The organism is Prolixibacter bellariivorans ATCC BAA-1284, assembly GCF_000621705.1.
Lineage (GTDB): Bacteria > Bacteroidota > Bacteroidia > Bacteroidales > Prolixibacteraceae > Prolixibacter > Prolixibacter bellariivorans.
Genome location: NZ_JHXO01000006.1, coordinates 151,180 through 167,140 on the forward strand (window position 1 = coordinate 151,180; position 15,961 = coordinate 167,140).

Consider the following 15,961-nt stretch of genomic DNA (forward strand, 5'->3'; position numbering starts at 1 on the left):
CTGTCTGTCAGGAAGGATGCGGATATGAACGAGTCCAAACTATCTGAGCTATGAAAAAGGATCTTCTATGCAGGCACACCTGGCACATTTGAAATGCATCGGTGGTGGACCGATGACTTGGTCTTTTTCAGGCAGCTACATAACTTGTTAGTTTTACCATATGATTCCCGAACCAAACTAAACCAAACAATTAACTAAACATGCTTTCCATTCGTTCCCCTTTTGCATTCGCAGCAATGTTACTATGCCTGTTCTTTTCCGGCCAATCGTCAGCGCAGGAGGTTGACCACTGGGAATCTGTTGTATATGCTGAAGATACCTGGCACTATTTTATTGGCACGTCTGAACCATCAGTAACCTGGCCTGCTTTGAATTTTGATGACACTACCTGGGAACAAGGCCCTGGAGGCATTGGTTATGGCGACGATGATGATGGGACAGTTATTCCTTCTTGTACCTCGGTTTACATGCGTACTGAAGTTGATATCGTCGATTCCGCGGCTATTGGTCGGGCTGTTTTGCATGTTGATTTTGACGATGGATTTGTGGCATACCTGAATGGTCATGAAATTGCCCGGGCCAATATTGGTACGCCCGGAGTTCGTCCACCACATGATCAATTTGCTGATTCGTACGATTACGAGGCGCAGATCCCACAGGGCGGAGTTCCGCCCTCTTTTCTGATTCATCGCGACAGCCTGAAGCAATATCTCCTGAATGGAAAAAATATTCTCGCATTGCAGGTGCATAATGCCAATGCTACCTCGAGCGATTTATCGTCTTCCACCTGGTTGAGCCTGGGCATTACCAATACGAGTAATGAATATCGTCCGGTTCCTTCCTGGTTTACTGAACCTGCAGAGGAGTTTTCCTACCTTCCGTTGATCATGATTAGTACCAGTGGGCAAACGATTCCTGATGAGCCCAAGATTATGGCAAAGATGCGGGTTATCGATAACGGCGAAGGAACAAAGAATACGATTTACGATACGCCGACAGATTACGATGGAGTTATTGGTATTGAGATTCGCGGACAATCTTCCCAGATGTTTCCGAAGAAATCATATTCGATCGAAATCCGTAATGAAGCAGGGGAAGATTCCACGGTAACTTTGTTGGGAATGCCGGAAGAGAGTGATTGGGTATTGTATGCTCCCTACAGCGACAAAACCATGCTACGGAATGCGCTGACTTATTATTTCGGTGCGAAACTGGGGCAGTGGCAACCGCGTTTTCGCTTTTGCGAAGTTTATTTGAATGGTAATTACAATGGTGTTTATCTGTTGATAGAAAAAATCAAACGCGACAAAAACCGGGTCGACATTAATAAACTGAAAGAAGACGAAGTTTCGGGAGACGATTTGACCGGTGGCTACATTATTAGGGTTGACAAGTTGGATGGACTTACCTCGAATGATTACTTCTATTCGTATCCGCAAACGACATTTATGAATGCCCGGCGGTATGCTTTTTCCTATTACTATCCAAAGGCAGAAGATATTGTTACCGAGCAGAGAGGTTATATACAGAATTTCATTACAGGATTTGAGAATATGCTGAATGGAAATCAATTTGCCGACCCGGTGAATGGCTATCCGAAATACATTGACGTTACTTCCTTCATCGATATTCAGATCATGTCGGAGTTGGGCAACAACGTAGATGCGTACCGTTATAGTACCTATTTTTACAAGAAGAAGGATTCGAACGGAGGGAAGCTGTTTGCCGGACCATTGTGGGATTTCAACCTGGCTTACGGCAATGTTGATTACGCTCCCGATTTTCTGGCAACCGATCAATGGGTATATACCCATTTCGGACCGGACGAGCCTAATTGCATGCATTGGTGGTTCCGGCTGATGCAGGATGAGCCTTACCGAAAAGCGTTGTTCGATCGTTGGACCGAGTTACGGAATAGTTCCTTTAATAACGACTCCCTTAGCAATTACATCGATGAGCAGGTAGAGATGCTGGGTGATGCCATCGACCGGAACTATAAACGCTGGCCGATAATAGGCCAGTATGTTTGGCCAAATGCATTTGTTGGTTCATCGTATGTTGCCGAGATCAATTACCTGAAGGGATGGATACAGGACCGGCTCAACTGGATGGACACACAGTGGTTGCTTGAAACCGGAATAGAAGATGAACCGTTATTGGCGGGTTCCGGAATTCATGCCTATCCCAATCCATTTGTCGATCAAATTCATCTTTCGGTTGAAACAGTCAGCAGGAGTCCCATGCAGATTGAGCTGTGGTCCTCGCAAGGGCAAATGGTGTACCGGGGCGAACGAACCCCTGGAGATGATGAGCAAGACCATTTCAGTATATCTCTTCCGAAGCTTTCCAGGGGAATTTATTTTCTGAAAGTGTGGCAGCGAAATCAGCCGCCTATGGTAAGGAAGGTTATTAAAAACTAGATGGCATAAAAAATCCCGCAACAACCTTGGTGTTACGGGATTTTCTGCCGGATGAATTCCGGTAGTTATTTTATGATGAGGTTTTTAAACCCTTTGGAATACCAAACCATGTTCATGTTATTATCACCCGCGTAAATAAAGTACGCTTCCAGGTTCGGGTCGTTATCCACAATCTTTTTGGCTTTTTCAACTCCCATTACCATGAATGCCGTAGCATAAGCATCTGCTGTCATGCAGTTGTTGGCGAGTACACTCGAGCTAAGCAAGCTGTGCTGAACAGGATAACCCGTATGAGGGTCGATGGTATGCGCATACCGTTTGCCATCTTTCACATAGAAATTACGATAATTACCGGAAGTGGCCAGTGCTTTGTCGTTGAGGTGAATCACATCCTGCAGATCGTTATCATCGTATAATCCTTTATTGTTGGGCTTATTTATTCCGATGCGCCAGACTTCGCCTTTGGCATTTACGCCATGGGCTCTGACTTCTCCACCGATTTCCACCATGTAGTTTTTGCATCCCTGCGAAGCCAGATAATCGCAGACCATATCAACCGCTTCTCCCTTCGAAATGGCACTGGCATCGAGCATCGTATTCGGGTTTTCTTTAACGATTTTATCGCCAACGAGTTTTACTTTTTGGTAGCCGACTGTTTGCATTAAACTGTCGATTAATTCTTTCGAGATGCTGTCTTTTTTGGTAAAACCGAATCCCCAGGCATTGACCAACGGGGCGACCGTCATATCAAAGGCACCGTTGGTTTTTTTCGATACTTCTTCACCTTTTAGGAAACACTTCCGGAAGTAGGGATCCACCTTCACCGTTGAATCATTCTTGTTGATACGAGAAATGGTGGAAGTCGGAATGAAGGTCGAAAGCGAGTTTCCGAATTTGTTCATTTTTAGCTCAATAGAGTCCTTTAAGTCTTTTCCGTCAGGACTCGAATAGATAAAATGATAAATGGTGGTGTAAACGGTGCCTTCGTTGTATACATATTTCTGTGTTTTCGGGGCACATCCTGCCATGAACAGCAGTCCCAAAAACAGAGCAAGCAGAGTTATTTTTTTCATTTTGTCGAAATTTTCGCCACAAAAATAGTCAAAGAATTGTTTTACAAAGAGAGTTTTCTGTTTACAGGGAAATCAATTAAGAAATATTAAGACCTTGCAGATACGTGTCCAGTTTGCCGATAACCATTTCCGGAAGGAAATCACGATAGAGGTCTGACGATTCTGTCTTTAGTAACTTATAGGGTTTTCCTTGTATCAGTTCCGGCTTGAAGTCATTCAGGTGGACCGAAAGATTCTTCTTCCCGTCGTCGAAAATGCCCCAGCTTTCGCGGCTAATGAAAGGAGAGAAAATGGTGAAGGTTGGAATTTCGAGCGCTTTGGCCAGGTTGGTATGTCCGCAGTCGTTTCCGATATACGCATCGGTATGAGTAACTATCTTAGCCAGTTCACGCAGGCTCTTACCGGTTAAACCGGGAAAAACATTTTCCGGATTACCCAGTTTTTCAGCAAAAGCAGTAGCTGCTTCTTTTTGGTTGGGGAAATAATTGAGAATGATTTGCGCAGAATAATTCTCAATCAAATGTCTGATGACTTCCAGCATGTAGTCTTCAGGGTAAGTTTTATTTTCCACGCTGCCATAAACGCCTGTTACGATCACTTTCCTGGTCAAATCAACTCCCGCTTCCAGAAGAAGTTGTTTGCCATCTTCTTTCTCTTCCTCGGTTAAGTATAGACGGGGATGCGGATCGAATTTGAAGTTGTCTTTTTTCAACGGCTCTAGCAGGGCCAAACGTTCTTCAATGACAGGACCGGCAATGGAAGCGGGGCGACTGTGCTTATCGACCAGAATGTTGTAGTAAAGTCCGCGTCCGAATTTCTTGTAAGAAATCCGCTTTTTCGCTCCCGACAAACGAGTGGTCACCCAGCTATCCATCTTGGTGTATGCATCGATGACGATGTCGTATTTGGCTTTTCGGATTTTCCAGGCAAACTTCAGCAAATTTCCAACTTTCCGGTCGGAATCGTTAAAAATGACGATGTTGTCGATATTGGGATTGTTCTCCGCCATCTCGCGGGTAAAAGCGTAAACCATATAATCAATTTGCGCGTCAGGATACATTTTTCGCAGTTGATTACAAATAACTGTTCCCAGGAGAACATCACCGATTCGCTTTTGCTGAATAACAAGGATTTTCAATTTCATTGATGATCATTATTTGAGACAAAACTGCCGATCGATTCTTTCGCGTTAAGCGAGGGACCGAAAACAAGCAGTGAATAAAACAGAACAAAAAAAGTACGTATGGTGTGGGTTTGCAAGTTATCGTCTCCCATGTTGGCAATGGCGATAGTTAAAAGAAAGAAGAGCGCAATAACAGATAATTTGCCTACCCGAAATAATGGATAAATCAGCAGAAACATCAGGATAACAAATCCCACGATTCCGAATGTTACCAGAAAATTCAGGTATTGATTGTGAGCGTGGCTGAAGTTGGCGGGTCTAAGTTTGGGATCTTGCTGCGAAAGCATTTCGTGGAATGCTGCTTTTTCGTTGCCGGTGCCAACCCCAAAAACCGGATACTCTGCGATAATCGACAAAGCAGCGCGCGTATAAGCCCAGCGTTGTACCAGCGACTTGTTGTTCGGATTACCATTGGAACGGAAAGCATCCAGCTCCCAGATGGTTTGATAAATTCGTGCCGAAAGGTTCATTCTTTCGGGAACGTAGCGGTAGTTGGCAAAGCCTTCGCGGATGGCTCGAATATCATCATTACTCAGTTGAGCAACACCAGCAGAATCTTTCGTCAGTCCTCTGGAAGTCAGGTAACGAATCAAGGTACTTTGCACCGGAAAGCCATTGGCATCGGGCTCATTGAACTTCAATTCACTGTGCTTATTCCATTCCTTTTGTAATTCTGGCAGGCAAATATTGAGGTAAATGAAATGACCGTTTTCCCGTAAGGATTTCCTGAAATCGTTTTGATATCGATTCCCGTTTGCGGTGAATTGGGTAACCTGATTAGGCTTCGGCATGGAAGTGTGAAACTGCCTGTATAGTTCGCGACCGATTAGTGCCAACGGAATAATGATGAGTACAACGGCTCCACTCCAAACGTATTTTCTCAACCATACCGGAATTTCCTTGTAGGTGAAGAAGGGAAGGGCAATGAATGTTGCCAAAAGCGTCAGTAATCCCAGTAAAGAATGTAGCCAGATATTGAAAAACAATAAAAACAGGACGCCGGCAACTCGAGAAATCTGACGCACATTCCAATTGTCTTCCCGGTAGTGAAAAATTTGTTGAGCCAGGAAGAAGAGGGAAAAGTTAACCAACAACGAATGGGCAATGTGGGGATTGAGTGTTGCGTCCCTTACATCGATGATTCCGAGACTTTCACGGAATTGCCAGCGGACAAAAGCCACCAGCGAACTGATGATAACACCAATGACAAAAGCATAAAGAATCCTATTGATTTGTTCCCGGTTTAGCGGGAGGTAGGCAATAGCTAAGGGAATTAGAAGCCAGAAAATATTACGCCGGATTTCGTCGATGGCACTGGCCGGATGATGAGCTCCCAACGCCCAAAGCAGGTAAAGAATGAAAATGACGGCCGGGAAAAGTGGCAGCGGATTTTGGCGAAAGCTCCGGTATTTTTCTTTGGGCGAAATAACGAACCAGGAGAACGCAAAAGTCAAAACCGTGATAATGCTGACCAACGCCTCGGAAAAAGGCAGGACAAATGCCAATGACATCAGCATTCCCTCCATAATTAGAAGCCTTGATGGTTGGATGTCATGGTTTTGTTGCATGGTTTGTTGTTGAGCCGAAGAGTGTCAATTTGAGTTGTCAGATAGAAGCAAACATAGCAAAAATAGACATATGGCACATAAAAAATGCCCGCCCCCGAAATTGGGAACGGGCATAAATGTGGAATAATATATATTGGGTGCTTATTTGACTTCCTCGAAATCTACATCCGTTACTTCGTCATCGTCACCACCTTTTTGCTGACCTCCGGCCTGTTGACCACCAGCTTGTCCACCCTGTGGATTTCCCTGCGCGCTGGCTTCAGCGTTGGTTGCATTGTACATTTCCTGTGATGCAGCCTGGAAAACCTGGTTCAATTCAGCAGTAGCGGTATCGATAGCTGCCAAATCCTGGTTTTTGTGTGCTTCTTTCAGTTTGTTCAATGCTTCTTCAATCGGAGCCTTTTTGTCAGCCGGCAATTTGTCACCAAACTCTTTCAGCTGTTTTTCCGTCTGGAAAATCAGGCTATCAGCTTGGTTCAGCTTATCGATTTTTTCGCGGGCCTGCTTGTCGGCTTCAGCATTTGCTTCAGCTTCCTGTTTCATCCGTTTGATTTCATCGTCGCTCAAGCCAGATGAAGCTTCGATACGAATCGATTGCTCTTTGCTGGTAGCTTTGTCTTTTGCAGTTACGTGCAGAATACCGTTGGCATCAATATCGAAGGTTACTTCAATCTGAGGTACGCCACGCGGTGCTGGCGGCAGTCCGTCGAGGTGGAAACGACCGATAGATTTGTTTCCGGTAGCCATTGGGCGTTCACCCTGCAAAATATGTATTTCTACTGACGGCTGATTGTCAGCTGCTGTAGTAAAGGTTTCCGTTTTCTTCGTTGGAATAGTGGTGTTGGCCTCAATCAATTTGGTCATCACACCACCCATGGTTTCGATACCCAGTGACAGCGGAGTTACGTCGAGCAACAACACATCTTTTACTTCACCGGTTAATACACCACCCTGAATAGCTGCACCAACGGCTACAACCTCATCGGGGTTTACACCTTTTGAAGGAGCTTTGCCGAACAATTGCTGTACTCTTTCCTGTACGGCAGGAATACGGGTTGAACCACCAACCAGAATCACTTCGTCAATATCTGAAGGAGAAACTCCGGCATTTTTCATGGCACGACGGCAAGGTTCCAGCGTAGCTGTAATCAGCGAGTCAGCCAGACTTTCAAACTGTGCACGTGTTAATGTTTTCACCAGGTGTTTCGGGATACCGTTTACCGGCATAATGTACGGCAGATTGATTTCGGTAGAAGTTGAACTGGACAACTCGATTTTGGCTTTCTCAGCAGCTTCTTTCAAACGCTGCAGTGCCATTGGGTCCTGACGCAGATCGATGCCTTCATCTTCTTTGAAACTGTCAGCTAACCAGTCGATAATAACCTGGTCGAAGTCGTCACCACCAAGGTGAGTATCACCATCGGTTGATTTTACTTCGAATACGCCTTCACCCAGTTCCAGTACAGAGATATCGAAAGTACCACCACCGAGGTCAAATACGGCAATCTTCATATCCCGGTCACGCTTATCAAGGCCATATGCCAATGATGCGGCGGTCGGCTCGTTAATGATACGACGAACTTTCAATCCGGCGATTTCACCAGCCTCTTTGGTTGCCTGACGCTGTGAGTCGTTGAAGTAAGCCGGAACCGTGATAACGGCTTCAGTAACTTCCTGTCCCAGGTAATCTTCAGCGGTTTTCTTCATTTTCTGAAGAACCATGGCTGAAATTTCCTGCGGAGAATACATCCGGTCGTCGATTTTTACGCGCGGGGTATTGTTATCTCCTTTAATAACTTCATAAGAAACACGCTTCACTTCTTTTTGAACCTGATCAAATGTTTCTCCCATGAAGCGTTTGATGGAGAATACGGTTTTATGAGGATTGGTGATAGCCTGACGTTTGGCCGGATCACCAATTTTACGTTCGCCATTTTCAACAAAAGCTACAATGGATGGTGTGGTCCTTTTCCCTTCGCTGTTCGGGATAACGACCGGCTCATTTCCTTCCATTACCGAGACGCAGGAGTTTGTTGTTCCTAAGTCAATTCCAATAATTTTTCCCATTGCTGATAAAGTATTTTAATTTATACGTCTGTTTATTTCGTTTCAATTTCGTCCTGTAGTAATCAATCGTTGTGCCAATCCATTTTCACCGGTTTTTTGTGAAATATTGACACCGGTAACCGGATTTCCCTTAGGAAGACTGTCATTTTTCGTGACAAAACGACAGAGCAAACCCTTTTCTGTTGCGAACTGATATTATAGCGAGTGGAGTGTCAGTAGAAGACTATTATAGTGGAAATAAAGCGAAGGCCGCTGAATCATTGAAATGCAGGCGGTTAATTTGTTTGTCAAAACATTATCGTTAAATTTCTGCCTGCAAACTAAATCCAAGTCTTATGAATGCTGAACACAATCCGAACCGGATTAACGAGCGTCTGGTGTCGTTGGATACTTTACGCGGATTTGACATGTTATGGATTACCGGTGGTGGAACGCTGGTTGTTTTTCTGGCGAAAGCCACCGATTGGGGCTGGCTGAATGTAGTAGCCGAACAAATGGAACATGTCCCGTGGTCCGGTTTCCATTTTTACGATCTCATCTTTCCTTTATTTATGTTCATTTCGGGGGTGGCAATACCCTATGCCATTACCGGAAAACTGGAAAAAGGTACCCCAAAAAGAGAGTTAGTTAACAAGGTGACCAAGCGAATGCTCACGCTGGTTATTTTGGGCTTGCTGTACAACGGGGCATTTGAAAACGGTTTCAGTGATTTACGCTATGCCAGTGTATTGGGACAGATTGGTCTGGCGTACTTTTTTGCGGCACTGATTGTGATGAATACCCCCCGTGTGCGTACTCGCTTGTTTTGGCTGGGAGGCATCTTGCTGGTGATTGCATTACTCCAGTTGGTCGTTCCGGTTCCGGGATTTGGTGCTGGTGAGATGACTAAAGTTGGTAGTATTAACTCATGGATTGATCAGCATTTCCTGCCGGGAAAATTGTACGGAGGTACATTCGACCCCGAAGGATTACTGTGTATTGTCTCTGCCTCTGCAGTTACCCTGATGGGCTCATTGGCCGGAACGATTTTGCGGGATGGAAAAGCAGCCAATAGCCGTAAAGCTGGTCTCCTGGTTATCACCGGTGCGGCACTAGTCATTGTTGCACTGTTGCTTTCTACCTTTTATCCCATTATCAAAGCCATGTGGACGGTTCCGTTTGACCTTCTAACAGCGGGTGTTAGTTTTCTTTTGCTGTCGTTGTTTTATTACATCATTGATGTGAAGAAATGGCGAGGATGGGTTTTATTTTTTCAGGTTATTGGACTGAACTCTATCACGATTTACATGGTCGTCAGGATTTTTGGAATGAGCCTGGCGAACATTTCGAAATTCTTCCTCGGATGGCTTGCCAATCCGGCCGGCGATTTTGGTATGGTCATTTTGACTATCGGAGGAATTGCTTTTGAGTGGTTGTTGCTTTACTATTTGTATAAGAAGAAGATTTTCCTGCGGGTATAATTTATTTGCAGATTTAAGATATGAAAGGGGCTTTCCGTTTATTGGAGAAGTCCCTTTTTTCTTTTCGATGAAATACGATTTAAGGATAATTACGCGAAGAAAGACAATGTTGCCATTGCTTTTTGGTAATTTTGTAAGCTACAAATCAATCTTGAGTGCACATGTCAGTACATAAAGAAGTAAAACGGGTAACCACCCATGTTTTATCGGAAATGAAGTTGCGGGGAGAGAAGATTTCGATGCTTACCGCGTACGATTACAGTATGGGCAGGTTGGTGGATGAAGCCGGAATCGATGTGATTTTGGTGGGGGATTCGGCCTCCAATGTGATGGCCGGACATGAAACCACATTGCCCATCACACTCGATCAGATGATTTACCACGGAAAATCGGTGGTGAAAGCGGTAAACCGGGCCCTGGTGGTTGTCGATTTGCCATTCGGCACCTATCAAGGCGATTCGAAGGAAGCGCTGATTTCCTCTATTCGCATCATGAAGGAAACACATGCCGATGCGGTAAAAATGGAAGGTGGAAAAGAAGTGATTCAGTCGGTTGAGCGCATTCTGTCCGCAGGTATTCCGGTAATGGGCCATTTGGGGTTAATGCCGCAATCGATTCATAAGTACGGAACGTATACCGTTAGGGCGAAGCAGGATGCCGAAGCTGAGAAACTAATTGAAGATGCTCGTTTGTTGGAAGAAGCCGGTTGTTTTGCAATCGTTTTGGAAAAAATTCCGGCATCCCTGGGTGAGCGAGTGGCGAAAGAATTGAAGATTCCGGTTATCGGAATTGGAGCCGGTGGCGGTGTTGACGGGCAGGTTTTGGTTATCCATGACATGTTGGGCATTACACAGGAATTTTCTCCTCGTTTTCTGCGACGTTATCACAATTTGGCAACTGAAATTAAGGGAGCTGTTGGAAATTACATTCAGGATGTAAAATCGCAGGATTTCCCGAACGAAAAAGAACAATATTGATAAATTTAATTTGAGCAGAGGTCAGTGAGTGATTCATTGACCTTTGTTTTTTGCCTTTTCACAATATTCAGGTATGGAGGTTTTATACGAGGATAATCACATTATTGCAGTGAACAAACGGTGTGGCGACATTGTGCAGGGGGACAAAACCGGTGACCCGACACTGGGTGATGATGTAAAGGATTATCTGAAGACGAAATACAATAAACCAGGTAATGTTTTTCTGGGAGTAACACATCGCCTCGACCGTCCAACCAGCGGGATTGTGCTCTTTGCGCGTACCTCCAAAGCACTGACTCGCCTGAATAAATTATTCAGCAATAAAGGTGAAATTCGGAAAACTTATTGGGCGGTAGTTGATAAGCGTCCGTTCAAAGAGACGGATACGTTGGAGCACTGGCTGGTCCGTTATCCCGAGAAGAATAAATCGATAGCTTACAGCAATCGTCGTGCTAATGGGAAAATTGCTACGCTGACCTACCGTTATCTGGCTTCCTCCGATCGTTTTCATTTGCTGGAAATAGAGCTGCATACGGGCCGTCATCATCAAATCAGAGCCCAACTGGCTGCCATCGGTCTGCATATCAAAGGCGATTTGAAATACGGTTTCCCCCGTTCAAATAAAGATGCCGGGATTCATTTGCATGCCCGTAGCATAGAATTTACTCATCCCGTAAGCCAGGAAAAAATATCAATAACAGCGCCCACTCCCCGTGACGCTGTTTGGGATCATTTCTCACAAATGAAATTGTAGCGATTAATCCAGCGCTTCTTTCCGGAATCTCAGTGGTAACAAATTGTCTATTCCGTCGAGCACTTCAATTCGGTCGTGTCCGTCGAGAATAATGCGGATAGGTTTTTCAAACCGGTCCTCAAACTCAGCCATTACCTGACGGCAACTTCCGCATGGTTTGACGGTGTTGTCAACCAAGAGTTCCTGTTTCAGTGCCGATACAGCTATCATGCTAACGGGAACATTCGGGAACTGAGCACTGGCATAAAAGAGTGCGGTCCGTTCGGCACACAATCCGGACGGATAGGCTGCATTCTCCTGGTTATTTCCGGTAATGGTTTGGCCGTTTTCCAACAAAACAGCAGAACCAACTTTAAAACCGGAATACGGCGAATAGGCGTCTTTGGCGGCTTCGCGAGCTTTTTGTAAAAGTTTTTGTTCGGTAACCGGCAATTCGTCGATGCCGGAATATTCGGTCAGTGCAATTCTGAAAACTATCTCTTTCACGAAAAAAAATTATGCTGGTAACCTAAACCGGAAATTGTTCCTTTTATATAAGCGTTAAATACAGAAACTCCGGCAATGTGATACCATGTTTGGTTCAAATTTACAATTTCTGAGCGAAAGCTGTCATTCTCCTGCTGTGGAACCTCTTTTTTTTTATTTTTGGGATAAAATCGAAAATATGAGACCCCAGATACGCTCCTTGTTTATTTCTTTTATCGTACTGTTGTCCAGTTTTACGGCTAAGGGTGACGAAGCTCGCCGAATGACCCGGCAACAATATATTAATCGTTATGCCAAAGTTGCTATCGCAGAAATGAATCAGTTTCATATCCCCGCGAGCATCACTATGGCGCAGGGGTGTCTTGAATCGGGAGACGGAAATTCTTCTTTAGCGCGTGATGCAAACAATCACTTCGGCATAAAATGCAATAACGGTTGGACCGGGAAAAGTGTGAGGCATGATGATGATTCGAGGAGGGAGTGCTTTAGAAAATACAAATCGGCCTGGGAATCTTATCGCGATCATTCGCTTTTTCTTCGGAACAATGTACGGTATGCGGCATTATTCAAACTGAAAATTACCGATTACAAAGGATGGGCAAGAGGCTTGAAGAAGGCAGGCTATGCAACCGATCCGCGTTATCCTGAGCGATTGATCCGAATCATCGAACAGTACCAGCTTTATGATTTAGATAAAAATTACGATGCGACCAAAGAAGCTGTAGCAACATCCGGAAAAGAGCAGCCTGATTACAGCGAGCAGCCATCAGGCAAGGAGGACAACCGTATCGATCACTTTTCCATAGATATTTCAGATAGCCAATCGGTGGTTGAGCGCAACGGCACTAAATCGATTCGAGCTCGTAAAGGTGACACATATGAAGAGCTGGCTGCAGAATATGGTTTGAAAGATTGGGAAATTTTCAACTATAACGATACGGAAAAAGGGCACGAACCTGCCGAGTCATCCATTGTCTATCTTGAAATGAAACCAAGTCGTGCAGCCAGCGGAAATAATTATCATATAGCACTGGCTGGTGAAACCATGTGGCAGATTTCGCAGCAATATGGCATCCGCCTGAAATCGCTGTACCGCAAAAACCGGATGAAACAAGGCGATGAACCGAAGCCAGGACAACAAATCTGGTTGAGGAAGAAAAAGCCGAGGAAGCGTTAATGGCCGCCCTTAGATGGCATGGAACTGCTCGGCATTTTGAAAGCCACGCAGAAAATCTGCTATATTCATGCGTTTTTTTCCGGCCATTTGTAATTCAGTAATGCTTACAAAACCATCCTGGCAGGCAATTTTTAATTCCTTCCGATTTGGGACGATAACCGTACCGGGAGTTGCAACATCGTCGTGTTTTTCAAAACGCGCACGATAAATTTTGATAGGGATTTCCTTCTCTCCGTCATTTTCCCGGAAAACGGTCCATGAAGCCGGATAAGGGCTGAGTCCCCGGATGAGATTGTGAATTTGTGTTCCGGGCTTACTCCAGTCGATACGGCAATCGTCTTTAAAGATTTTTGGTGCTGGTTTTACAGCTGCTCCGCGTGCAATAAGGACATCCTGAGCAATACCTTTGGCTGTTCCCTCTGCTAAAGCATCAACGGTTCTCATGACTAGCTGGGCACCTACTTCCATTAGTTTATCGTGTAGGTCACCTACCGTCTCATCAGGGCCGATGGGAACTTTTTCCTGAAAAAGAATATTTCCGGTATCAATTTCGTGTTTGAGCAAGAAGGTGGAAACTCCGCTTTCCGTTTCGCCGTTAATAACCGCCCAGTTTAACGGAGCGGCTCCCCGATATTGAGGTAACAGGGATGCGTGAAGGTTAAAGGTGCCCATGGAAGGCATACCCCATACGATCTCGGGAAGCATACGGAAAGCAACTATTACCTGCAAATCTGCATTCAAGGACTTAAGTTCGTCAATAAAAACCGGGTCCTTCAGTTTTTCGGGTTGCAATACCGGTATATTTTGAGACATACTGTACTGCTTTACCGCGGACATATGCATTTTTTGTCCCCGGCCCGAAGGCTTATCCGGCGTGGTGACAACACCAACCACATTGTAACCGTTTTCTATAAGTGCTTTTAAACTCTCAACGGCAAAATCGGGTGTGCCCATAAAAACAATACGAATGTCTTTACCTTGCATAATCTTCAGTTTGTATTTTGTTATTATTTGACTCTTTTTCAGGACCGAAAATGAGTCTATTCCCTTAAATTACGATTTCCTTTTTGAGCTTTTGGAAAATAAGGACAATGTCTGCATCCGTTACCACAGCAGTAGCCACGTTGTTTCAGGTATTTTTCCGTCATTACCCGGTAACCTTCTTTAGTTAGATAGTAATCTTCACCGTCCTGTAAATTGTCACTGTATTCTATGTCATCCCACATCATATCACTTCAAAAGAATGCAAAAAAAGGTTTCCCTGAAAGATGGAAGAAAATTTTCAGGGAAACCTTAAAAACAGAAAAATTAGGTCTAAACCAAAACTAAACCTAAACCAACCTAAATCCTCACTAATAAAGTTACCCCAATTATTTTCCCTTGTCAAATATTAGATGGAACAAATAACTGTCAAAAGATACGCTGGGCATCCCATTCGTCCCTGTTTTGTCAATTTTCAATAATATGTTTATAAAAAACAGAAATAAGTGGGAGAAAGAATCCAAATGAGATAAAAAAGGAGGCTTAACCTCCTTTTACATATTGTTATTCTTTTGTATGATCACCGTAATTGAAACGCTCCAGAGAATGTCCCATCCGGTCCCGTTTGGTTTTCATGTAAAACTCGTTAAACTGATTCGGTTTTACTTCAATCGGGACGGTTTCCACAACTTTTAATCCATAGCCTTCTAATCCGACACGTTTTACCGGATTATTGGTCATCAACCGCATTTTTTCGATGCCCAGGCTGCGAATGATTTGCGCGCCTACACCGTAATCGCGTTCATCCGGATCGAAGCCCAAATGAACATTGGCATCAACGGTATCGAGGCCTTCTTCCTGCAATTTGTAGGCTTTGATTTTATTCATCAGGCCAATGCCGCGGCCTTCTTGTTGAATGTATACAATGGCTCCCTGACCTTCCTTTTCGATTAGCTCCATTGACTTATGCAGCTGATCGCCGCATTCGCAACGAAGCGAGCCGAAAATGTCACCGGTGGCACAAGAAGAATGTACCCGCACCATAACCGGTTCTCCGGGTTTCCACTTTCCTTTTAGTAAGGCCATATGTTCCACTCCGTTTGATTTCTGCCGGAACGGAATAAGTCTGAAATCGCCAAATGCCGTGGGCAAATGTACTTCTTCACCCCGCTCGATAAGACTCTCGGTTTGAATTCGGTAGGCAATCAGGTCTGCAATGCTGATGATCTTTAGACCAAACTTTGCCGCAATTTTCATTAACTGCGGAAGACGTGCCATAGTGCCATCTTGGTTCATGATTTCGACCAAGACACCGGCCGGTTGTAATCCTGCCATCCAAGCCAGGTCAACAGCCGCTTCGGTATGTCCCGAACGGCGCAAAACACCGCGGTTTTTCGCTTTCAGCGGAAAAATGTGTCCGGGACGCCCCAAATCTTCGGGACGGGTCTTCGAATCGGCCAACAAACGAATGGTTACTGCCCGGTCGTGAGCTGAAATTCCGGTTGTAACCCCCGGGACTACAGCATCAACTGATACGGTAAAGGGAGTTTCGTGCAGAGACGTATTTTTCCCTACCATCATCTCCAGTTCCAGCTCGTTACAACGCTCTTCAGTAATAGGAGCGCAAATAAGTCCTCGTCCCTCTGTGGCCATGAAATTGACCATTTCAGGGGTTATTTTTTCTGCGGCAGCAATAAAGTCACCTTCATTTTCACGGTCTTCATCGTCCACAACAATCACCAATTTCCCGTCACGGATATCGTGTATTGCTTCGTCGATGGTATTGAGTTTAAAGTCTGTCATTTTTTTATTTTT

General features: G+C 44.7%; 13 protein-coding genes. 5 read left to right on the forward strand and 8 right to left on the reverse strand.

Going from position 1 to position 15,961, the window contains the following annotated elements:
- Window positions 1-200 precede the first annotated feature (200 nt).
- On the forward strand, window positions 201-2,420 hold the full coding sequence (locus T426_RS24990) for a CotH kinase family protein (RefSeq protein WP_025863298.1): 2,220 nt from the start codon (window positions 201-203) through the stop codon (window positions 2,418-2,420).
- 65 nt (window positions 2,421-2,485) lie between these two features.
- Here the strand turns inward: T426_RS24990 and T426_RS0106145 are convergent, their stop codons facing one another.
- From T426_RS0106145 to dnaK, 4 genes are all read right to left on the reverse strand, one after another.
- Window positions 2,486-3,493 carry an FAD:protein FMN transferase gene (locus tag T426_RS0106145; protein WP_027585417.1) on the reverse strand — a complete coding sequence of 336 codons (1,008 nt, stop codon included), beginning with the start codon at window positions 3,491-3,493 and terminating at the stop codon, window positions 2,486-2,488.
- Between the two features lie 76 nt (window positions 3,494-3,569).
- Window positions 3,570-4,637 (reverse strand): glycosyltransferase family 9 protein, encoded by a 1,068-nt coding sequence (locus T426_RS0106150; protein WP_051538529.1) that lies wholly within the window; start codon window positions 4,635-4,637, stop codon window positions 3,570-3,572.
- Entirely contained in the window at window positions 4,634-6,244 is a 1,611-nt protein-coding gene (locus T426_RS0106155; RefSeq protein ID WP_081782356.1) for an O-antigen ligase family protein, read from the reverse strand. Before T426_RS0106155 ends, T426_RS0106150 begins: the two co-directional genes overlap by 4 nt.
- Before the next feature lie 141 nt (window positions 6,245-6,385).
- Complete coding sequence (dnaK, locus tag T426_RS0106160) at window positions 6,386-8,311, reverse strand: molecular chaperone DnaK (RefSeq protein WP_025863301.1); 1,926 nt, start codon at window positions 8,309-8,311, stop codon at window positions 6,386-6,388.
- 335 nt (window positions 8,312-8,646) lie between these two features.
- Here dnaK and T426_RS0106165 point away from each other — a divergent pair, with 335 nt between their 5' ends.
- From T426_RS0106165 to T426_RS0106175, 3 genes are all read left to right on the forward strand, one after another.
- Window positions 8,647-9,771, forward strand: a complete 1,125-nt coding sequence (locus T426_RS0106165) for an acyltransferase family protein (protein ID WP_027585418.1) — start codon at window positions 8,647-8,649, stop codon at window positions 9,769-9,771.
- A gap of 161 nt (window positions 9,772-9,932) precedes the next feature.
- Window positions 9,933-10,748 carry a 3-methyl-2-oxobutanoate hydroxymethyltransferase gene (gene panB / locus T426_RS0106170; protein WP_025863302.1) on the forward strand — a complete coding sequence of 272 codons (816 nt, stop codon included), beginning with the start codon at window positions 9,933-9,935 and terminating at the stop codon, window positions 10,746-10,748.
- Between the two features lie 73 nt (window positions 10,749-10,821).
- Window positions 10,822-11,502, forward strand: coding sequence for an RluA family pseudouridine synthase (locus T426_RS0106175; RefSeq protein ID WP_025863303.1), 681 nt, complete (start codon window positions 10,822-10,824; stop codon window positions 11,500-11,502).
- A 3-nt stretch (window positions 11,503-11,505) separates the two neighbouring features.
- Here the strand turns inward: T426_RS0106175 and cdd are convergent, their stop codons facing one another.
- Window positions 11,506-11,988, reverse strand: coding sequence for a cytidine deaminase (cdd, locus tag T426_RS0106180; RefSeq protein WP_025863304.1), 483 nt, complete (start codon window positions 11,986-11,988; stop codon window positions 11,506-11,508).
- A 178-nt stretch (window positions 11,989-12,166) separates the two neighbouring features.
- Between cdd and T426_RS0106185 the strand changes: the two genes are divergently transcribed.
- Window positions 12,167-13,165 (forward strand): glucosaminidase domain-containing protein, encoded by a 999-nt coding sequence (locus T426_RS0106185; RefSeq protein WP_025863305.1) that lies wholly within the window; start codon window positions 12,167-12,169, stop codon window positions 13,163-13,165.
- A 9-nt stretch (window positions 13,166-13,174) separates the two neighbouring features.
- Here the strand turns inward: T426_RS0106185 and fmt are convergent, their stop codons facing one another.
- The 3 genes from fmt to T426_RS0106195 form a co-directional block, all read right to left on the reverse strand.
- A complete protein-coding gene (gene fmt, locus T426_RS0106190) occupies window positions 13,175-14,149 on the reverse strand; it encodes a methionyl-tRNA formyltransferase (protein ID WP_027585420.1) in 975 nt (324 codons plus the stop codon).
- Between the two features lie 56 nt (window positions 14,150-14,205).
- Window positions 14,206-14,394: a C1orf53 family protein gene (locus tag T426_RS26285; RefSeq protein ID WP_373278060.1), complete on the reverse strand. Its 189-nt coding sequence runs from the start codon at window positions 14,392-14,394 to the stop codon at window positions 14,206-14,208.
- 316 nt (window positions 14,395-14,710) lie between these two features.
- Complete coding sequence (locus tag T426_RS0106195) at window positions 14,711-15,949, reverse strand: bifunctional 3,4-dihydroxy-2-butanone-4-phosphate synthase/GTP cyclohydrolase II (protein ID WP_025863307.1); 1,239 nt, start codon at window positions 15,947-15,949, stop codon at window positions 14,711-14,713.
- Window positions 15,950-15,961 lie beyond the last annotated feature (12 nt).